The organism is Thermithiobacillus tepidarius DSM 3134, assembly GCF_000423825.1.
Taxonomy (GTDB): domain Bacteria; phylum Pseudomonadota; class Gammaproteobacteria; order Acidithiobacillales; family Thermithiobacillaceae; genus Thermithiobacillus; species Thermithiobacillus tepidarius.
Map to the genome: position 1 here is coordinate 25164 of NZ_AUIS01000003.1, position 18884 is coordinate 44047.

The following is an 18884-nucleotide window of genomic DNA, read 5'->3' on the forward strand; positions in this document are numbered from 1 at the left end:
TAAGGGGTGGACATCAGAAGCAAAGACAAATCAGGCAATTCCACGAGCATGCAGGGGTAAAGGGCCGGTGACCATCCATCAAATCATGCGCTGCGCCCAAGGCACGGAGCTGGCGGACCTGCTCGGCATCGCCCGCACCTTGCACGCACGCCAGCAGGCCTGGGAAGCATGGGTGGGGAAGGAGGCCCGGGGACACATGCATCTGCTCGATTGGCAGGACGGCACGTTGTGGGTGGGTGTCAGCTCCGGGACCTGGGCCCAGTGGCTGCGCCTGCGGCGCGATGAGCTGCTGGCCCGCTGGAACCGGCACTATGCGGACAGCCCGGTGACGGCGCTGCGTTGTCGCGTGCAACCGCGCTTGGCGACCCTGCTGCGCCAAACGCCGGCTTCCCAGAACAAGAGACCCGCAAATGGTCCGGCAAGTTCACCGGAGGCCGCGGCAGCCCTGCGGGTAGCGGCACTGATGGTCGAGGATCCGCAGCTGGCCGGCGCCATGGACCGGCTGGCGCGCACCCTGGAAGGCAAACTCAGGTACTAGCAAGCCCTTCCACGAAGGCGCCGGGCGCATAGTCCTCGCGGCCGTCCAGAAACTCCCAGGCGTCGCGATGGGCCAACAGATGGCGCAGAAGCTGATTGTTCAAGGCATGGCCCGATTTGTGGCCGCTGAAGTGGCCGATCATGGCATAGCCCATGAGATAGAGATCACCGATGGAATCGAGGATCTTGTGGCGGACGAACTCGTCGTCGTAGCGCAGACCGTCCTCGTTCAGCACGCGGTAATCATCCACGACGATGGCGTTGTCCAGGTTGCCGCCCAGGGCAAGCCCCATCTGCCGCAAGGCCTCCACTTCGCGCATGAAGCCGAAGGTGCGCGCCCGCGACACCTCCTTGACGAAGGAGGTCGTGGAAAAGTCGATGCTGACGAATTGCTGGCCGTGGCGGATGACCGGGTGATCGAAGTCGATGGCGAAGGACACCCGGAAACCGTCGTAGGGTTCCAGGCGGGTCCAGCGGTCGCCGTCCTGCACCTGCACCGGCCTGGTGATGCGGATGAAGCGCTTGGGCGCGCTCTGCTCCTCGATGCCGGCACACTGGATCAGGAACACGAAGGGAGCGGCGCTGCCGTCCATGATGGGCACTTCCGGCCCATCGAGGTCGATGTAGGCGTTGTCGATGCCCATGCCGGCCAGCGCGGACATGAGGTGCTCCACCGTGGCCACGCGCACGCCGTCCTTGCCCAGGTTGGTGGACAGTTGGGTGTCTACAACATTCTCGGGGCAGGCCTTGACCAGCGCGCCCTCGCCCAGATCGGTCCGGTGAAAGACGATGCCGGTATTGGCCGGGGCCGGGCGAAGGCCGATGTACACCTTTTTTCCCGAATGCAGGCCGATGCCCGTGCCCCAGACCATGTTCTTGAGTGTGCGCTGTCTTACCATGCTCGCTTTAGGCCCTCACGGGCCCCTCCCTGGCTTCGGGACAAGCCTACCAAAAACTGGCCGCTTGTCCAGACCAAAACTGACCGGTCGGTCAGACACAACCATTATACTTATTTTTATCCAACAGCTGTAGCCTTTTTGCAACACCCAAAAGTCTGCCGCTCAGTCGGCCTGCTTGCGCAGAAAAGCGGGGATGTCTAGATCGCTGTAGTCGGGCAGCGGCCCCGCTCCCACGGCGCGATGCTGGGTCCGCCAGCTGCCGCGCTGCCCCGCCGGGCGATCCAGCTCCTCCCAGTTGGGGCGGGCCGGCGTGGCAGTGCTGGCAGCCACCCGCATCATCGGCTCGTTGGGCAGGGTCACGGCACGGCCCAGGCCGGTGGCCACCACGGTCACCCGCAGCTCGCCGCTCATCTCCGGGTCGATCACGGTGCCGACCACCACGGTGGAATCGTCGGCGGCAAAGCCCTTGATGACGTTGCCCACTTCCTCGAACTCGCCGATGGACAGGTCCATGCCCGCCGTGACGTTGACCAGGATGCCGCGGGCGCCGCTCAGATGGACGTCCTCCAACAGCGGGCTGCTGGCCGCCCGGGTGGCCGCATCCTTGGCACGGTTGTCGCCGGTGGCCGTGGCGGAACCCATCATGGCCACGCCCATCTCCGACATCACGGTGCGAACGTCGGCGAAGTCCACGTTGATCAGGCCCGGCCGGGTGATCAACTCGGCGATGCCCTGTACCGCGCCCAGGAGCACGTTGTCGGCGTACTTGAGCGCATCCTTCAGGGACACATTCTTGCCCAGCACGGACAGGAGCTTATCATTGGGGATGGTCACCAGCGAGTCCACGTGCTTGGTGAGCTCTTCGATGCCGGCCATGGCGTTGGCCATGCGCTTCTTGCCCTCGAAGCCGAACGGCTTGGTGACCACGCCCACGGTGAGCACGCCCAGCTCGCGGGCGATGCTGGCCACCACCGGGGCGGCGCCGGTGCCGGTGCCGCCGCCCATGCCGGCGGTGATGAAAACCATGTCGGCGCCGGCGAGCATTTCACGGATCTGTTCCTGATCGGCTTCGGCTGCCTTGCGCCCGATGTCGGGGTTGGCGCCGGCGCCCAGGCCGCGGGTGATCTCCGCGCCCAGCTGCAGCGCGTGCTGGGCCTTGGAGCGGGCCAGCGCCTGCGCATCCGTGTTGGCGGCGATGAATTCGACGCCATCGAGGCCGACCTCGGCCATGTTGTCGATGGCGTTGCCGCCGCCGCCGCCGACGCCGATGACCTTGATGACCGCCGACATTTCCTGTGTTTCCATCAGTTCATACATGGTTGTTACCCCCGTTCTCCTGCAGTTATGCAACGCGCGGATCGATGATCCGCTTACCTTGGCGCGCCCGAAAAGCCGCCGGCCCGATTCAAAAAATGTGCAACAATCGCCCTACTCGCCCTGGAACCAGGTCTTCATCTTCTGAAAAATGGATTTCATGCCGCCGTTCAGATGCTGTTCCACCGCCCGCCCGCCCATGTTGTGCTGAGCGAAGAGGATCAACCCCACGCCGGTGGCGTAAGTGGGGTCGCGCACCACGTCCAGCAGGCCGCTGACGTGGGTCGGCTCGCCCAGGCGCACGGGCATGTGGAAGATCTCCTCGGCCAGCTCCACCATGCCGTCCATCTTGCTGGAGCCGCCGGTCAGGACCACGCCCGAGGCGATGACGTCCTCGAAGCCGGAGCGGCGCAACTCCGCCTGGATCAGCTGGAACAGCTCGGCCACGCGCGGCTCGACGATTTCCGCCAGGGTCTGGCGCGACAGGGTCCGGGGCGGCCGGTCGCCGACGCTCGGCACCTGAATGTTTTCCTCCATGTGCGCCAGCTGGGTCAGGGCGCAGGCATGCTTTTTCTTGATCTCCTCTGCCGCCTGCGTGGGCGTGCGCAGCGCCACGGCGATGTCGTTGGTCACGTGGTCGCCGGCGATCGGGATCACCGCCGTGTGACGGATGGCGCCGTCGGCGAAGACCGCGATGTCGGTGGTGCCGCCGCCGATGTCCACCAGGCAGACGCCCAGCTCCTTCTCGTCGGCGGTCAGCACCGATTCGCTGGAGGCGATCTGCTCGAGCACGATGTCCTCCACCTCCAGGCCGCAACGGCGGATGCACTTGATGATGTTCTGGGCCGCGCTCACCGCGCCGGTGACGATGTGCACCTTGGCCTCCAGGCGCACGCCGGACATGCCGATGGGATCGCGCACGCCCTCCTGATCGTCGATGATGAACTCCTGGGGCAGGATGTGCAGGATCTTCTGGTCCATCGGGATGGCGATGGCACGCGCCGCGTCGATCACACGGTTGATGTCGTCCTGGGTCACTTCCTTGCTCTTGATGGCGACGATGCCGTGACTGTTGAAGCCGCGGATGTGGCTGCCGGCGATGCCGGCGAAGACGTTGCGGATCTGCACGCCCGCCATCAGCTCCGCCTCTTCCACGGCGCGCTGGATGGCCTGCACCGTGGAGTCGATGTTCACCACCACGCCCTTCTTCAACCCCCGGGAGGGATGCTGGCCGATGCCGATGATTTCCACTTCGTTTTCAGGCGTCAGCTCGGCCACCACCGCGCAGACCTTGGAGGTCCCGATGTCCAGGCCGACAACCAGATTCTTATCAAGCTTCTTGCTCATTTCCTCTCCCAAGCCGTGCTTTCCAGCGGGTTCATCATGGCAAATCCGTTGGCGTAGCGCAGATCCACGGCGGCATTCGACGCCAGATAGCCGCGGATCTGCGGATAGATGGCCAACCAGCGCTGCAGGCGCGCGAACGGTTCCGTGCGCCCCAGTGCCAGATGGATCTGCCCATTGAGGGTGCAGCGCCAGGAGCCTCGTGCATCCAGCTCCAGCCGCGTCACCCGTGTCCCGGAAGACTGCAGGGTCCGGTTCAAATCCATCAATTGCGTCAACATCTTCTTCTGCTGGCCCAGCGGTCCCTCCAGCACCGGCAGGTCCTTGGGCATTTGCGCGGCCGGCACCCGGAACAGCTCGCCGCGGGAGTTGACCAGCACCGTCTGTTCGTCCTGCCGCCAGAGTGCCACCGGCTTCTGTTCCACCACCCGGATGCGCAGCTGGTCCGGCCATTCGCGCCAGACGGCCACCTGATCCACCCAGGGCAGCTCACTCACCGCCTGACGGATGGCCAGTGGATCGAGGCGCAGGAAGCCGACCGCCGCCAAGGGCTTCACCTGCTCCAGCACGCGCGCCGCCTGCACGTGCTGCAGGCGCCCCTCCACCACCAGCGCCCGCACCGGGAAGCTCTGCGGATCACGCAGCCACTGCCAGGTCCATCCCACCGCAGCCAAGAGCAGCACGGCAGCCAGCAGCAGCGCCAGGTGGCGCGGCCGAAAGCCGCCGGCGACGGGCCGGGGCGCCGGGCGGCGGTAAGTTTGCATCAACCGGCCCGCGCCTGCATCTGGCACTGCGCGCCGGCCAGGATGCGGCGGGTCAGGGTGGCGAAATCGATGCCGGCCGCCTTGGCCGCCATGGGCACCAGGCTGTGGCTGGTCATGCCGGGCACGGTGTTGATTTCCAGCAGCCAGGGCTGCCCGGCCTCGTCCACCATGAAGTCCACCCGCCCCCAGCCGCTGCAGCCGAGGGCATCGAAGGCCTGCAGGGCCAACTCCTGCAGCCGGCGCTCTACCGTCTCGCCCAGGCCCGAGGGGATCAGGTAGCGGGTGTCGTCGGCCAGATATTTGGCCGTGTAGTCGTAGAACTCCCGCGCGGTCTCCAGGCGAATCACCGGCAACGGCTGGCGCTCCAGGATGCCCACCGTCGTTTCCTGTCCCTTGATGAAGCGCTCGATGATCACCGTATCGTCGAAGCGACGCGCCTCGGCCACGGCCGCCGGCAACGCCTCCAGGGCATTCACCTTGCTGATGCCCAGGCTGGAACCCTCGCGGATGGGCTTGACCATGAGCGGCAGGCCCAGCACCGCCACCAGTTCCGTCCAGTCCGCCGTCTCGCCGCGGACGATGCGGAACTCGGGCGTGGGCAGCCCGGCGCCATGCCACAGCCACTTGCTGCGCAACTTGTCCATGGCGAGGCTGGAGGCCAGCACGCCGGAACCGGTGTAGGGCAGGCCTAGGGTCTCCAGGCAACCCTGCACCACGCCGTCCTCGCCGAAGCGCCCGTGCAGCATGTTGAACACCCGCTGCGCCCCGCTGGCCTGCAGCTGCGCCGGCAGGGTGCCGGGCATGGCATCGATGCCGACAACGTCGATGCCCTGGGCCTGCAGGGCCTCCAGCACGTTGCGGCCGCTCTCCAGGGAGACTTCGCGCTCCCCGGCCGGCCCTCCATACAAAACCGCCACCCGTCCAAAACTCTCCATCTCGCTCCTTGCCTCCGGGCCCGCCGCCAAGCGGCGGGCCCCATTGACGCAGCCTGATGCCGCGCTAAATATCCACTTCCTCGCCGATCACCCGCACTTCCGGGTGCAGGCGCACCCCGCAGCGGGCTTCGACCGTTGCCGCCACGTGCCGGATCAGGGTCTCGATGTCGGCGGCCCTGGCGTCGCCCAGATTGACGATGAAGTTGGCGTGCTTCTCGGAAACCTGAGCACCGCCGATGCGCCAGCCCTTCAGGCCGCAGGATTCGATCAGCCGCGCGGCATGGTCGCCGGGCGGATTGCGGAACACCGAACCGCAGCTCGGCAGCTCCAAAGGCTGGGTCTGGCTGCGCCGCTCCAGCCACTCGCGGATGCGGGCGTTCACCGCCGTCGGCGCATCGGGATTGAGGCGCAGCTCCGCGGCGGCGAACCAGGCGTCGCCCAGGCCCTCCACGCTGCGATAGCCGATGCGGAAAGACTCCGGGGCACGGCGCTGCAGTTGGCCATGGGGGTCCAGCGTCTCCACCGCCTGCACCAACCGCCAGGTCTCGCCGCCGTGGGCGCCGGCGTTCATGGCCAGGGCGCCGCCCAGGGTGCCCGGCACGCCGGCCAGGAACTCGGCGCCGGCCAGCCCGGCGTTGGCGCAGAAGCGGGCCAGCTTGGCGCAGCTCACCCCGGCACCGGCGCGCACGGTGCGCTCGTCCAGCAGGCGCAGTTCGCTCAGGGCGCCGGCGGTGACCACGACCGTGCCGCGGATGCCGCCGTCGCGCACCAGCAGATTGCTGCCCAGCCCGACCCAGGTGACCGGACCGACTGCCCAGTGCCGCAGGAAATGCTGCAAGTCCGCCAGATCCTTGGGCAGATAGAGACGGTCCGCCGGCCCGCCCACCCGCCAACTGGTGTAGCGGCTCATGGGCTGGCCCAGGCGCAGCCGGCCCCGCAGAGGCGCCGGGGTACCGGCCGAAGCCGCAGTCGGCGCAGCGGCGGCTGGCGGGTGCAGGGCGTTCATGCCTGCCACTCCTCGCCGAAAAAGGCGGGCCACTGGCCGGCCAGCTTGCCGATGCTGCCTGCGCCCAGGGTCAGGCAAACATCGTTCGGGCGCAGGCACTCGCGCAGGCGGGCCGGCAGCTCGCCGATCTCGGCGACGAAGTGCGCCGCCTTGCCCTGCGCGGCAATGGCCGCCGTCAGCCGGGTGCCGCTGGCTTCTGATATAGGCGCTTCTCCGGCGGGGTAAACCTCGGTGATGAAAATTTCATCAGCGTGGCCGAAGGCTCCGGTGAAGGCCTCGAAGAGATCGCGGGTGCGGCTGTAGCGATGCGGCTGGAAGCTCACCACCAGACGCCGCTGCGGCCACGCGCTGCGGGCCGCGGCCAGCGTCGCTTCGATCTCGCGCGGATGGTGGCCATAGTCATCCACGAAAATGACGTCGCGCCACTGGCCCAGCACCTGAAAGCGCCGTCCGACCCCGCCGAACTGGGACAAGGCACGCAGGATGGCCGCCTCGTCCACGCCCACCCGGCTGGCGATGCCCACCGCCGCCAGGGCATTGAGCACGTTGTGGCGGCCCGGCAGGCGCAGCTCCACGTCCAGCCACTTCAGACTCTCGCCGTTGGAAACCTTGCGCCACAGCTCGAAGCGGCTGTACAGCCCGTCCGGCTGCAGGGCGCGCGCCTGCAGGTCGGCTTCCTCGCTGAAGCCGTAGGTGAGCACCGGTTTCTGCACCTGGGGCAGGATCTGACGCACCACCGGGTCGTCCAGGCACAGCACCGCCTGCCCGTAGAAGGGCAGCCGGCCGAGGAACTGCAGGAAGGCGCCCTGCAGCTTGTCGAAATCGTTGTCGTAGGTCTGCATGTGGTCGGCGTCGATGTTGGTGACCACCGCCATCACCGGCGACAGGTAGAGAAAGGAGGCATCCGATTCGTCCGCCTCGGCCACCAGGTAATCGCCGCTGCCCAGCGCCGCGTGGGTGCCGGCGACGTTCAGCAATCCGCCGATCACGAAGGTGGGATCCAGGGCGCCTTCCGCCAGAATGCTGGCAATCAGGCTGGTGGTGGTGGTCTTGCCGTGGGTGCCGGCCACGGCGATGCCCTGCTTGAAGCGCATCAGCTCAGCCAGCATTTCCGCCCGCGGAATGACCGGGATGTGAGCTTCACGGGCCGCCAGCACCTCCGGGTTGTCGGCCCGGACCGCCGAGGAGATGACCACCACGTCGGCGCCGCGCACGTTGGCGGACTCATGACCGACGAAGACCGTCGCTCCGAAGTCCTGCAGGCGCAGGGTGGCGGGGCTGGCCGCCAGATCCGAGCCAGAGACGTGATAGCCCAGGTTGAGCAGGACCTCGGCAATGCCGCGCATGCCGGCGCCGCCGATGCCCACGAAGTGGATTCTTCTGATCCAGTTACGCACGTCCCGCTCTCCAGAAATAATGTGCCGTGTTCATCCGTTTCACTTCCCGCCTCCGGCGTGCTGCATGGCCCAGTGGCGGCACGCCTGCGCCACCGCCTGCGCCGCGGCAGGCTTGGCCTGGGCGCGCGCCGCCGTCGCCATGCGCAGCCGCGCCTGCGGATCGCGCAGCAGCGGCATCAAGAGCTTCAGCAGCGAATCCGCGTTCAGGGCCTCCTGCCGGATCACGCGGGCTGCCCCGGCCTTGACCAGAAACTCGGCATTCACGGCCTGGTGATCGTCCACCGCATAGGGATAGGGCACCAGAATGGCGCCCAGGCCGGCGCAGGCCAGCTCGGCGATGGTCAGGGCGCCGGCCCGGCACAGGGCCAGATCGGCCCACGCCAGGGCGGCCGCCACGTCCTCGATGAAGGGCTCCACGCGCGCTTCCACGCCTGCCTCGGCGTAGGCCCGCTGCACCTCCTCGAAGTGCTTCTGGCCGGTCTGATGCCAGATCAGCGGTCGCTCCGCCGGCGCCAGGCGGGCCATGGCCTCCAGCAGCACCCGGTTCAAATCGCGGGCGCCCAGGCTGCCGCCCATCACCAGCAGATGCGGGGCGCCCGTCCGTCCGGCCAGGCGCGCCTCGGGCACCGGCAGGGCGGCAATGGCGGCGCGCACCGGATTGCCGACCCACTCGCTCCGACCCAGGGTCGGGATGGGGAAACCGGTCAGCACCGCCTGCGCCACCCGGGCCAGAAGCCGGTTGGCATAGCCGGGCACGGCGTTCTGCTCGTGAATCAACAGCGGCACGCCCAGGCTGCGGGCGGCCAGGCCCGCCGGCCCGGACACGAAGCCGCCCATGCCCAGCACCACCTGCGGAGCCTCGCGGCGCAGGAAGGCGCGGGCTTGGCCGATGGCGCGCAGCAGGAGCCACGGCGCTGCCAGCCAGCGTCCCACGCCCTTGCCGCGCAGGCCGGCCATCTGCATCAGGCCCAGCGGAAAGCCCGCCGCCGGCACCACGCGCGCCTCCAGGCCGGCGGCCGTGCCCAGGAAGCCCACGCTGGCGCCGCCGGCGCGCAGTTCCTCCGCCACCGCCAACGCGGGAAAGACGTGGCCGCCAGTGCCGCCGGCCGCGATGAGCACGCGGATCGGCGCATTCATGTTCCGAGCCTCGGACGGGTCAACGTGTCCATCAGGCCCGGCTGCTTGCGCAAGGCAGGCTGCAGGCGGGCGCTGATGCCCAGGACGATGCCGATGGCCGCCGCCATGGACAGCAGGCTACTGCCGCCGTAGCTCATCAACGGCAGGGTCAGCCCCTTGGTGGGCAGGGCCCCCAGATTGACGCCGATGCTCGCCAGCGCCTGCGCCGCGAACCAGATCATCACGCCATAGCTCAGCAGCGCTTCAAAGGCGAAGCCCGCCTGCTCGGCCGCCTGCGCCACCCGGAAGATGCGCACCGTGACCAGCACGAACAGGCTCAGCACGGCGAGCACGCCCACCAGTCCCAGTTCCTCGCCGATCACCGCCAGAATGAAGTCCGTATGAGCCTCGGGCAGGTAGAACATCTTCTGCACGCCCTCGCCCAGCCCGACGCCGAAGAAACCGCCGCGGCCGAAGGCGATGAGGGATTGGATCAACTGGAAGCCCGAGTCCAGCGGATGCGCCCAGGGGTCGCGGAAGGCGGTCATGCGCGCCAGCCGGTAAGGCTCGGCGATGGCGAGCCAAGCCAGGGCCGCGGCGGCCAGGGACCCGCCCACCACCACGTAGCGCAGCGGCAGGCCGCCCAGGAAGATGATGCCGCCGGCGATCACCACGGCGACCACCAGGGCGCCCATGTCCGGTTCCATCAGCAGCAGGAGACCGCCGATCACCAACACCGCCACGATGGGCAGAATGCCGTCCTTGAGCGACTGCAGCGCTTGTCCTTTGCGCACCACGTAGCCCGCCATGAAGATGAGCAGGGTGAGCTTGAACACCTCCGAGGGCTGCAGACGCATGACGAAAAGGTTGATCCAGCGGCGGCTGGCGTTCACCGTCACGCCGATGCCCGGAATGAGCACCAGCACCAGCAGCACCAGGCTGATGAGCAGCAACAGCGGTCCGCGCTCCCGCCAAAAGGCCATCGGCACGCGGGCCACGCCGAACATGGCTGCCGTGCTGGCGGCCACGTAGACCGCTTGGCGGATCAGGTAGTGATACGGATTGCCCAGGTCGTGGCCGGCGCGCGCGGCGCTGGCCGAAAAGACCATGACCAGCCCCAGGCCCATGAGCAGCAGCACGCCGCCGAGCAGCCAGGGGTCCATCTGGGACAGCAGACCCGGCTGGCGCTTGGCTTGGCCGTTGCCCGGCGCCTGCGGCTCGAACAGTTTGTTGATACCCGCTTTCAGCTTGACCATGCCTGCCTTCCATTCGCCAAACGCAGCACCGCTTCCGTGAACACCCGCCCCCGCTCCGCGTAGTCCTGGAACATGTCGAGGCTGGCGCAGGCGGGCGACAGCAGCACCTGATCACCCGGCTTGGCCAGCTCCGCCGCCAATTGCACCGCCTCTTCCATGCTGCGGGCATGGCGCATGGGCACCAGCCCGGCCAAAGCCGCCTCGAGGCGGGGTGCATCGCGGCCCAGCAGGACCACCGCCCGTGCCTGCGCCACCACCGCCGCGCGCAGGGGCGTGAAATCGGCTCCCTTGCAGTCGCCGCCCAAAATGGCGACCACCGGCCCGGGCAAGCCGGACAACGCCTTCAGCGTGGCACCCACGTTGGTGCCCTTGGAATCGTTGTAGTAAGTAACGCCGTTCAGTTCCGTCACCCGGATCATGCGATGCGGCAAGCCGGCGAATTCGCGCAGGGCCGCCGCAGCGGCCGCCGCAGGGATGCCGGCGGCAAAGGCGATGGCCAGGGCCGCCATGGCGTTTTCCACGTTGTGCTCGCCCACCATCCGCAAAGCCGAAAGCGGCAGGACCATCTGCGTGGTGCCTGCGGCGCCATCGATGCACAACTGCTCGCCGAAGCCCTCGTCCAGCACCCGCACATGGCCGAGTCCATGCGGCGCCTGCCGGCCGAAGTAGACCAGATCTACGCCGGCCGGCACCTGGGCAGCCAGCGCCCGGGTCGGCGCGTCATTGGCATTGAGCACCAGGGTATCGCCGGCCCCCATGCGGGCGAAGATGCGCGCCTTGGCGGCCACGTAGTCGGCGAATCCGTTGTAGCGGTCCATGTGGTCCTCGGACAGGTTCAGGACCGCCGCCACCCGCGGGCGGAAACTGTCCACAAGCTCCAACTGGAAACTGGACAACTCCAGAATGTAAAGATCCGGCTCGCCGCCATCGGCGGGCAGCAGATCCAGGGCCGGCGTGCCCAGGTTGCCGCCCACCCCGGCGCGCAGCCCGGCTTTTTGGGCCATCTCGCCGACCAAAGTAGTCACCGTGCTCTTGCCGTTGGAGCCGGTGATGCCCACCACCGGGGCCTTGGCCAGCCAGGCAAAGAGCTCGATGTCGCCGATCACCGGCACGCCGACGGCGCGCGCCTGCGCAAAGGCCGGATCGCTCTGCGCCAATCCCGGGCTCGCCACGATCAGATCCTGGGCGGCGAAGAGGGCCGGCTCGAAGGGACCCAGGTACCACTGCACCGCGGGATAACGCTCGCGCAGCGCGTCCAGGCCGGGCGGCGCCGCCCGGCTGTCCGCCGCCTGCACCCGGGCGCCCAGGCGCAGCAGCACGGGCAGCACCGACTGCCCGGTCTTGCCGAGGCCCACCACCAGGACATTTTGGTTTCGCAGTTCGCGCATCAGCGTATCTTCAGGCTGGACAGGCCAACCAGGACGAGAATGACGGTGATGATCCAGAAACGCACGATGACGCGCGGTTCGGGCCATCCTTTCAGCTCAAAGTGATGGTGCAGGGGCGCCATGCGGAACACCCGCCGGCCGGTCAGCTTGAAGGAGGCCACCTGGATCATGACCGAGAGCGTTTCCATGACGAAGACGCCGCCCATGATGAAGAGCACGATTTCCTGGCGCGCCACCACCGCCACCAAGCCCAGGGCCGCGCCCAGGGCCAGGGCGCCCACGTCGCCCATGAAGACCTGGGCGGGATAGGCGTTGAACCACAAAAAACCGAGGCCCGCCCCCACCAGGGCGCCGCAGAAGATCAGCAGCTCGCCGCTGCCGGGCACCGCCGGAATACCCAGGTAATTGGCGAAGACCATGTTGCCGGACACGTAGACGAACACGCCCAGCGCCGCCGCCACCATGACCGTGGGCAGGATGGCCAGGCCGTCCAGGCCGTCGGTGAGATTGACCGCATTGGACGAGCCGACGATCACGAAGTAGGTCAGCAGGATGTAGAAGTAGCCCAGATCGATGCTGACACCTTTGATGAAGGGCAGGATCAGCTGCGTCTCCACAGGGTGCTGGGCGGTACGGTAAAGCACGAAGGCCGCCACCAGGGCGACCAGGGACTGGAACAGATATTTGTAGCGGGCCGCGAGCCCCTTGGGATCCTTGAGCACCAGCTTGCGGTAGTCGTCCACCCAGCCGATCACGCCGAAGGCCAGGGTCGTCGCCAAGGCGACCAGCACGAAGCGGTTGCTGAGATCGGCCCACAGCAGGGTCGCCACCGCCACCGCCACCAGGATCAGCCCGCCGCCCATGGTCGGGGTGCCGGACTTGCTCAAGTGGGTCTGCGGCCCGTCCGTGCGCACCGTCTGGCCGATCTGATACTTCTTCAGCCAGTCGATGAAGGCGGGGCCCACGATGAAGGAGATGCCCAGAGCCGTCAAGGTCGCCAGTACCCCGCGCAAGGTGATGTATTGAAAAACGCCGAACCCGCGATAGTTCAGGGCCAGGTCCTGAAACAGGTGATAAAGCATTCAGTTCGTTCCCTTCGTCGTTATTTCCTGCACCACCCGTTCCATGCGCGCCGAGCGCGACCCCTTGACCAGCACCCGGGCATTTTCGTTCAGCAGCGGGCGCAAAGCGGCGAGCAGCCCTTCCAGATCCGGGTAGGCCGCACCGCCCTCGCCGAAGGTGTGCGCCGCATGGGCGGCCAGATCGCCCAAGGCCAGCAGCCGATCGATGCCCAAGGCCCGCGCCGTCTGGCCAGCCGCGGCGTGCAGCGCTGCCGCTTCCGGCCCGAGCTCGCCCATGTTGCCGAGCACCAGCACCTTGAAGCCATTGCCGCCGGCCAGCACCTGCATGGCCGCCTCCAGGGAAGCGGGATTGGCGTTGTAGGTGTCGTCCAGCACCCGGCTGCCGTCCCGTCCCTCGCGCCACTGCAGACGACCCGGCAGGGACGGCATCTGCGCCAGCCCCGCGGCGATTTGCGCCGGGCTCAGGCCCAGGGCCAGGCCCACCGTGGCCGCCGCCAGGGCATTGGCGCCGTTGTGGCGGCCCGGCAGCGGAATCTCCAGGGGAAAGCGGCCCTGCGCCGCCTCGACCAGCAGCTCGCCGCCCGCGGAATGCGCCTGCCAGGTGCCGCGCACGTCCAGCTGCGCGGCATCCAGGCCGAAGCGCAGCACCCGTCCCGGCGAGCGTGCCGCCCACTGCTCCACGAAGTCGTCATCGCCATTCAGCACCGCCACGCCCGCCTCGCTCAGCCCTTCCAGAATCTCGCCCTTGGCCGCCGCGATGGCTGCCACGCTGCCCAAGCCCTCCAGGTGCGCCGGCCGGGCGTTGTTGATCACCGCCACGTCGGGACGGGCCAGCCGGGTCAACTGCGCCAGCTCGCCGGCATGGTTCATGCCCATCTCAATCACGGCGAAGCGGTGCTCGGGACGCAGACGCAACAGGGTCAGCGGCACGCCGATGTGATTATTCAGGTTGCCGCGGGTGGCCAGGGTCGGACCGACGCCCGCCAGGATGCGGGTGGTCATTTCCTTGACCGTGGTCTTGCCGCAGGAACCGGTCACCGCCACCACGGGAATGGCGAAGCGGCTGCGCCAAGCCGTGGCCAACGTCTGCAGGGCGGTCAACGTATCGGGCACCACCACCTGCGGCAGCGTGATCTCCGACTGGGCGCGGCTCACCAAGGCGCCGGCGCCGCCGCGGGCCGCCACGTCGGCCAGATAGGCGTGACCGTCGAAACGCGGCCCCTGCAGGGCAACGAAGAGCATGCCCAGCTCCACGGTCCGGCTGTCCGTGCCCACGCTCTCGACCCGGACATCCGCACCGAGCAGCTTACCGCCCGTGATCCGGGCCACTTCTGCCATTGTCAACACTGCCAAGACTCCAAGGCCCGCTGGGCCACTGCTGCGTCATCGAAAGGCCGGCGCACGCCGGCTTGCTCTTGGTAATTCTCGTGCCCCTTGCCGGCGATCAGGATGCAGTCGCCGGGCCGGGCCGCGCGGACGGCGGCCTGGATGGCCCGGGCGCGGTCATGCACCCGGACGGCGGCGGCGGGCTGCGTCATCCCGCCCAGAATCTCCGCCACGATCGCCTCGGGCGCCTCGCTGCGTGGATTGTCGTCGGTCACCACCACCCAGTCCGCCCAGGTCTCCGCAATGCGCCCCATCTGCGGGCGCTTGCCGCGGTCGCGATCGCCGCCGCAGCCGAACACGCACCACAGCTGCCCCGTGGTCATCTTGCGCAGGTCCGCCAGCACCGCGTCGAGGGCATCGGGCGTGTGGGCATAGTCCACCACCACCACGGGCGCAGCGGCGGGACCGGGCACGCGCTGCAGTCGTCCCGGCACCGGTGCCACCCGGGCGAGGCGCTCGGCTGCCGCCCGTGGCGCCTCGCCCAACAGCAAAGCGGCGGCCAGCGCCGCCAGGAGATTGTAAGCATTGACGCGGCCAATCCAAGGACTGTGCAGCCGGCACTCGCCCAACGGCGTGTCCACCGTCATGCGCAGGCCGCTCGCCTCGGCGGTCAGCTCGCGCGGACGCACTTCGCCTTGCGTCAAGCCGTAGGTGATGCGTTCGGCGCCGGCGGGCAAGAGAGCCAGCAGGCGCTGTGCCTGCGGGTCATCGGCATTGATCACCGCGTAGCGCAGCCCCGGCCGCCGGAACAGGCTTGCCTTGGCCGCGAAATATGCCTCCATGTCGCCGTGGTAGTCGAGATGGTCCCGGCTCAGGTTGGTGAAGACGGCCATTTGGATCGGCACGCCGGCGATGCGGTCCTGATCCAGGGCGTGGGAGGACACCTCCATGGCGATGCTGCGGGCGCCGGCCTCGCGGCAGGCGGCGATGGTGCGATGCAGCGCCTCGACATCGGGCGTGGTGTTGGCCTGGGCTTGCAGTTGGCCCGGCAGGCCCCAGCCCAGTGTGCCGATGATGAACCCCGGCTGCGGCAGCACGGCGCTCAGCAGATGCGTCACGCTGCTCTTGCCGTTGGTGCCGGTCACGCCAGCGATGAACACCGAGTCGGGCGAAAGATCGTAATAGCGGGCCAGCGCCGTGCCAAGCAGAGCGCGGGCGGCCGGCTCTCGCCACACCGGACGCCCGGCGCGCCAGTCCAGGCCGGCATCATCGGATTCCAGCAGCACCGCCGACGCCCCGGCGGCCAGTGCCGCCTTCACGTAGCGATCCGCAGGTCCCCGGGTGCCCCTCAAGCCGACGAAGAGCTCACCGCCGCGCACCCGGCGGCTATCGGTGGCGATGCCGGTAAAAGCCAGATCGGCCAACGCCCCGGGGAGGCGATCGAAGAGCGCGGCGGCCGGCTTCAGCCCTGTTGCGGCCATTGTCCCTCCCGTGCCCTGTCCTCGACGTTGACCAGCTTGGGCTTGGGCTTGGCCTTTACTTCCTTCAGCGCGGGCTGCGGCCCTTCCAGCAGCAGCGGCGCCGCCGCGTCCGGCGAGACGTTCAGCAGGCGCAGGCTGCCGGCCATCACCTGACGGAACACCGGCGCGGCCACCAGCCCCCCGTAATACTGTCCCTTCGGCTCGTTGACCATGACCGCCATCACCAAGCGCGGATCGCTGGCGGGCGCGAAGCCGACGAAGGAGGCGACGTAATTGTTGGCGTAACCGCCGCGGCTGGCCTTGTGGGCCGTGCCGGTCTTGCCGGCCACCCGGTAACCCGGAATGCCCGCCAGGGTGCCCGTGCCTTCCGGGCTGATCACGCCTTCGAGCATCTGGCGCAAGACGGCCGCAGTCTGCTCCTTCATGATGCGCTGGCCGCGCACCGACGCGGGGTCCGCCACCCGGAACAGCGTCGGCCGCAGATAGATGCCGCCGTTGGCGATGGCGGCGTAAGCCCCGGCAAGCTGCAAGGCATTGGCGGAAAGTCCGTAGCCGAAGGCCAGCGTGGCCCGTTCCACCAAGCCCCAGCCCTGGTAAGCCGGCAGGCTGCCCGGCGATTCGCTGGGCAGGCCGCTGCCGGACAACTGGCCAAAGCCGGCGCCGCTCAGCATCTCGTAAAATTTTTCGGGGGGCGTCTTCAGGGCGATCTGGGCGGCGCCGATGTTGCTGGAATACAGGATGATCTGGCTGACATCCAGCACACCATGCGGATGATCGTCGCGGATGCGGGCGTTGCCCACGGGGTAGTACTTATAGCCGCAGTTGAAGGTGCTGTTGGGGCGGATGACCCCTGCCTCCAATGCGGCGGCCACCGTGAACGGCTTGATGGTCGAGCCCGGCTCGTAGGCGTCGGCGATGGCGCGGTTGCGCCAGTCCTTCGGCGTGCTGCCGGCGCGATTGTTGGGGTTGAAACCCTGCTGGCTGGCCATGGCCAGAATTTCGCCCGTGCGCACGTCCATCACCACCGCCGAAGCGGACTTGGCCTGGAATTTCTGCACGGCCGCCTTCAGCTCGCGATAGGTCAGATACTGGATGCGCTTGTCGATGCTCAGAGTGAGCTCGCGCCCGGGCTTGACCGGCTGCAGCATGGCGAGATTGGTCACGCGCCGGCCGATGTTGTCACGGATCGCCAGCATCTTGCCGGGCTGCCCCTGCAGCCAGTCGTTGTAAGCCAGCTCGATGCCCTCCAGCCCGTGGTCGTCCACGTTGGTGAAGCCGAGCAGATGGCCCGTCACCTCACCGGTAGGGTAATAGCGACGGCTTTCCTTCAAGGCATAGACGCCGGGAATGTCGAGCTGCGCCACCTGCTCCGCCAGGGACGGGGGAATCTGCCGCTTGATGTAGACAAAGGTGGCATGGTCGTTGCGCACCAGGCGGGCCAGCTTGGCGGGATTCATGCCCAGCACCCGAGCCAGCTCGGGCCAGCGCTCCCGGCTGCGGCGAAATTCCTTGGGATTGACCCAGATGGAACGCATGGGCGTGGACAGGGCCAGCGGCTCGCCGTTGCGATCGTGAATGGCGCCGCGCAAGGTGGGCATGGGTACCTCGCGCAGATAACGCTGCGCGCCCTGCTCGCGCAGGAAGCCGGCCTGGAACACCTGCAGGTCGAAGGCTCGCCAGCCCATGTAGACAAAAGCCAAAAAAATGAGCCCGAGCGTAACCCAGGCCCGGGTGCCGATCTGCGGCTCGAATCCCGGCTTGCCGGCGTCCCGCCGCCGCGGTTGAGGATCCCCGCCCTTGAAGTCGCGGCCCATCATGGCTGCCGCACCACCAGGATGCCATTCACCGGCGGCATGGTCATGCCGAGCTTCTCGCGGGCGATGGTCTCAATGCGGCCGTGCGCCGCCAGGGTGGACTGCTCCAATTGCAGCTGCCCCCAGGCGGTATCCAGCTTGAAGTGTTGGTTCTGCGCATCCTGCAGGGCGATGAACAAATCGCGGCTCGTCTGCCGAGCCGCCACCACGCCAAGCAGGCTGACCAGCACCAGCAGAGCGAGCAAGATCGTACTCAAGCGCATCAGCGCCCCCTTCCGCCGGTGCCGCGCTCGGCCACCCGCAGCACGGCGCTGCGGGCGCGCGGATTGCGGGCCACCTCCGCGGCGGAGGCGTGCACGGCCTTGCCGACCGCGTGCCAGGCGGGCGCGGGCAGCGCCGCCGCAGCGATGGGCAAATCCGGATGCACCTGGGCCGCTTGGGCACCGTGGCGCATGAAGCGCTTCACCAAGCGGTCTTCCAAAGAATGGAAGCTGATGACCGCCAAGCGGCCGCCGGGCGCCAGCACGGCTTCGGCCTGGGCCAGAAACTGCTGCAGTTCGTCCAATTCCCGATTGATGTGGATGCGGATCGCCTGAAAGGTGCGGGTGGCCGGATCCTTGCCGGCTTCGCGCGTGGGGACCGCCTTCGCCACCAGCGCCGCCAGCTCGCCGGTGCGGGTCAGCGGATGCTGGCCGCGCGCGGCCACGATGGCGCGAGCAATGCGCAGGGCGAAGCGTTCCTCCCCATAGTCACGCAGCACGCGCGCGACCTCGCCGACCTCGGCCTGCGCCAGCCAGTCGGCGGCCGTCTCCCCCTGGGTGGGATCCATCCGCATGTCGAGCGGACCGTCCTGACGGAAGCTGAAGCCGCGCGCCGCCTCGTCCAGCTGGGGAGAGGACACGCCCAAATCGGCCAGGATGCCGTGGACCTGCGCGACGTCCAAACCGCTCAGCACCTGCTGCAAACGGGAAAAAGGGGAATGCACGATGGCGACGCGGGCGTCCTGGCCGAAGCGGGCGCGGCCGGCGGCGACGGCCGCGGGGTCGCGGTCCAGCAGGATGAGCCGCCCGGCAGGGCCCAGCCGTTCCAGCACGGCCGCGGCATGGCCGCCGCGCCCGAGAGTGGCGTCGACATACACCCCGTCCGGGCGAACCGCCAGGGCGTCCAGCACCGGCTCCAGCAGAACCGGCACGTGGCTGTGCCTTGCATCGTCAGTCATGGCAAG

General features: G+C 68.3%; 17 protein-coding genes. 1 reads left to right on the forward strand and 16 read right to left on the reverse strand.

Going from position 1 to position 18884, the window contains the following annotated elements; genetic code table 11:
• Positions 1-67: 67 nt before the first annotated feature.
• The gene (locus G579_RS0100125; RefSeq protein ID WP_028988559.1) at positions 68-538 is read left to right on the forward strand and encodes a DUF721 domain-containing protein; all 471 of its coding nucleotides are present in this window, start codon (positions 68-70) and stop codon (positions 536-538) included.
• Here the strand turns inward: G579_RS0100125 and lpxC are convergent.
• The 16 genes from lpxC to rsmH all read right to left on the reverse strand — a co-directional run bounded on the left by lpxC (position 528) and on the right by rsmH (position 18878).
• Positions 528-1436, reverse strand: a complete 909-nt coding sequence (gene lpxC, locus G579_RS0100130; RefSeq protein ID WP_028988560.1) for a UDP-3-O-acyl-N-acetylglucosamine deacetylase — start codon at positions 1434-1436, stop codon at positions 528-530. The two genes, G579_RS0100125 and lpxC, sit on opposite strands and share 11 nt — an antisense overlap.
• A 162-nt stretch (positions 1437-1598) precedes the next feature.
• Positions 1599-2753, reverse strand: coding sequence for a cell division protein FtsZ (gene ftsZ / locus G579_RS0100135; protein ID WP_028988561.1), 1155 nt, complete (start codon positions 2751-2753; stop codon positions 1599-1601).
• A 111-nt stretch (positions 2754-2864) separates the two neighbouring features.
• On the reverse strand, positions 2865-4097 hold the full coding sequence (ftsA, locus tag G579_RS0100140) for a cell division protein FtsA (RefSeq protein ID WP_028988562.1): 1233 nt from the start codon (positions 4095-4097) through the stop codon (positions 2865-2867).
• Positions 4094-4858 (reverse strand): cell division protein FtsQ/DivIB, encoded by a 765-nt coding sequence (locus G579_RS17960; RefSeq protein ID WP_051180646.1) that lies wholly within the window; start codon positions 4856-4858, stop codon positions 4094-4096. The genes ftsA and G579_RS17960 overlap by 4 nt, the downstream gene beginning before the upstream one ends.
• Positions 4858-5793 carry a D-alanine--D-alanine ligase gene (locus G579_RS0100150; protein WP_028988563.1) on the reverse strand — a complete coding sequence of 312 codons (936 nt, stop codon included), beginning with the start codon at positions 5791-5793 and terminating at the stop codon, positions 4858-4860. Before G579_RS0100150 ends, G579_RS17960 begins: the two co-directional genes overlap by 1 nt.
• A 64-nt stretch (positions 5794-5857) precedes the next feature.
• Entirely contained in the window at positions 5858-6799 is a 942-nt protein-coding gene (murB, locus tag G579_RS0100155; RefSeq protein WP_081662469.1) for a UDP-N-acetylmuramate dehydrogenase, read from the reverse strand.
• Positions 6796-8196: a UDP-N-acetylmuramate--L-alanine ligase gene (gene murC, locus G579_RS0100160; protein WP_028988565.1), complete on the reverse strand. Its 1401-nt coding sequence runs from the start codon at positions 8194-8196 to the stop codon at positions 6796-6798. Before murC ends, murB begins: the two co-directional genes overlap by 4 nt.
• 39 nt (positions 8197-8235) lie before the next feature.
• Positions 8236-9333 carry an undecaprenyldiphospho-muramoylpentapeptide beta-N-acetylglucosaminyltransferase gene (gene murG / locus G579_RS0100165; RefSeq protein ID WP_028988566.1) on the reverse strand — a complete coding sequence of 366 codons (1098 nt, stop codon included), beginning with the start codon at positions 9331-9333 and terminating at the stop codon, positions 8236-8238.
• Positions 9330-10568 (reverse strand): putative lipid II flippase FtsW, encoded by a 1239-nt coding sequence (gene ftsW, locus G579_RS0100170; RefSeq protein WP_155989674.1) that lies wholly within the window; start codon positions 10566-10568, stop codon positions 9330-9332. The genes murG and ftsW overlap by 4 nt, the downstream gene beginning before the upstream one ends.
• Positions 10556-11956 carry a UDP-N-acetylmuramoyl-L-alanine--D-glutamate ligase gene (gene murD, locus G579_RS0100175; protein ID WP_038017325.1) on the reverse strand — a complete coding sequence of 467 codons (1401 nt, stop codon included), beginning with the start codon at positions 11954-11956 and terminating at the stop codon, positions 10556-10558. The genes ftsW and murD overlap by 13 nt, the downstream gene beginning before the upstream one ends.
• Positions 11956-13038 (reverse strand): phospho-N-acetylmuramoyl-pentapeptide-transferase, encoded by a 1083-nt coding sequence (mraY, locus tag G579_RS0100180; RefSeq protein WP_028988569.1) that lies wholly within the window; start codon positions 13036-13038, stop codon positions 11956-11958. The genes murD and mraY overlap by 1 nt, the downstream gene beginning before the upstream one ends.
• Positions 13039-14376, reverse strand: coding sequence for a UDP-N-acetylmuramoyl-tripeptide--D-alanyl-D-alanine ligase (locus G579_RS0100185; RefSeq protein ID WP_038017328.1), 1338 nt, complete (start codon positions 14374-14376; stop codon positions 13039-13041).
• Between the two features lie 2 nt (positions 14377-14378).
• Entirely contained in the window at positions 14379-15845 is a 1467-nt protein-coding gene (locus G579_RS0100190; RefSeq protein ID WP_028988571.1) for a UDP-N-acetylmuramoyl-L-alanyl-D-glutamate--2,6-diaminopimelate ligase, read from the reverse strand.
• Positions 15827-17662 carry a peptidoglycan D,D-transpeptidase FtsI family protein gene (locus G579_RS14935; RefSeq protein WP_211218613.1) on the reverse strand — a complete coding sequence of 612 codons (1836 nt, stop codon included), beginning with the start codon at positions 17660-17662 and terminating at the stop codon, positions 15827-15829. The genes G579_RS0100190 and G579_RS14935 overlap by 19 nt, the downstream gene beginning before the upstream one ends.
• Positions 17659-17922: a cell division protein FtsL gene (gene ftsL / locus G579_RS0100200; RefSeq protein ID WP_028988572.1), complete on the reverse strand. Its 264-nt coding sequence runs from the start codon at positions 17920-17922 to the stop codon at positions 17659-17661. Before ftsL ends, G579_RS14935 begins: the two co-directional genes overlap by 4 nt.
• Positions 17922-18878: a 16S rRNA (cytosine(1402)-N(4))-methyltransferase RsmH gene (gene rsmH, locus G579_RS0100205; RefSeq protein WP_028988573.1), complete on the reverse strand. Its 957-nt coding sequence runs from the start codon at positions 18876-18878 to the stop codon at positions 17922-17924. Before rsmH ends, ftsL begins: the two co-directional genes overlap by 1 nt.
• Between the last annotated feature and the right edge of the window lie 6 nt (positions 18879-18884).

Excerpts from the sequence above, each read along its gene's own strand:
- G579_RS0100185 (WP_038017328.1), bottom strand. The coding sequence starts at position 14,376 with ATGGCAGAAGTGGCCCGGATCACGGGCGGTAAGCTGCTCGGTGCGGAT.
- ftsA (WP_028988562.1), bottom strand. The coding sequence starts at position 4,097 with ATGAGCAAGAAGCTTGATAAGAATCTGGTTGTCGGCCTGGACATCGGG.
- ftsW (WP_155989674.1), bottom strand. The coding sequence starts at position 10,568 with ATGGTCAAGCTGAAAGCGGGTATCAACAAACTGTTCGAGCCGCAGGCG.
- murG (WP_028988566.1), bottom strand. The coding sequence starts at position 9,333 with ATGAATGCGCCGATCCGCGTGCTCATCGCGGCCGGCGGCACTGGCGGC.
- G579_RS0100150 (WP_028988563.1), bottom strand. The coding sequence starts at position 5,793 with ATGGAGAGTTTTGGACGGGTGGCGGTTTTGTATGGAGGGCCGGCCGGG.
- G579_RS0100190 (WP_028988571.1), bottom strand. The coding sequence starts at position 15,845 with ATGGCCGCAACAGGGCTGAAGCCGGCCGCCGCGCTCTTCGATCGCCTC.
- rsmH (WP_028988573.1), bottom strand. The coding sequence starts at position 18,878 with ATGACTGACGATGCAAGGCACAGCCACGTGCCGGTTCTGCTGGAGCCG.
- ftsZ (WP_028988561.1), bottom strand. The coding sequence starts at position 2,753 with ATGTATGAACTGATGGAAACACAGGAAATGTCGGCGGTCATCAAGGTC.
- ftsL (WP_028988572.1), bottom strand. The coding sequence starts at position 17,922 with ATGCGCTTGAGTACGATCTTGCTCGCTCTGCTGGTGCTGGTCAGCCTG.
- murD (WP_038017325.1), bottom strand. The coding sequence starts at position 11,956 with ATGCGCGAACTGCGAAACCAAAATGTCCTGGTGGTGGGCCTCGGCAAG.
- mraY (WP_028988569.1), bottom strand. The coding sequence starts at position 13,038 with ATGCTTTATCACCTGTTTCAGGACCTGGCCCTGAACTATCGCGGGTTC.
- lpxC (WP_028988560.1), bottom strand. The coding sequence starts at position 1,436 with ATGGTAAGACAGCGCACACTCAAGAACATGGTCTGGGGCACGGGCATC.
- murB (WP_081662469.1), bottom strand. The coding sequence starts at position 6,799 with ATGAACGCCCTGCACCCGCCAGCCGCCGCTGCGCCGACTGCGGCTTCG.
- G579_RS14935 (WP_211218613.1), bottom strand. The coding sequence starts at position 17,662 with ATGATGGGCCGCGACTTCAAGGGCGGGGATCCTCAACCGCGGCGGCGG.
- G579_RS17960 (WP_051180646.1), bottom strand. The coding sequence starts at position 4,858 with ATGCAAACTTACCGCCGCCCGGCGCCCCGGCCCGTCGCCGGCGGCTTT.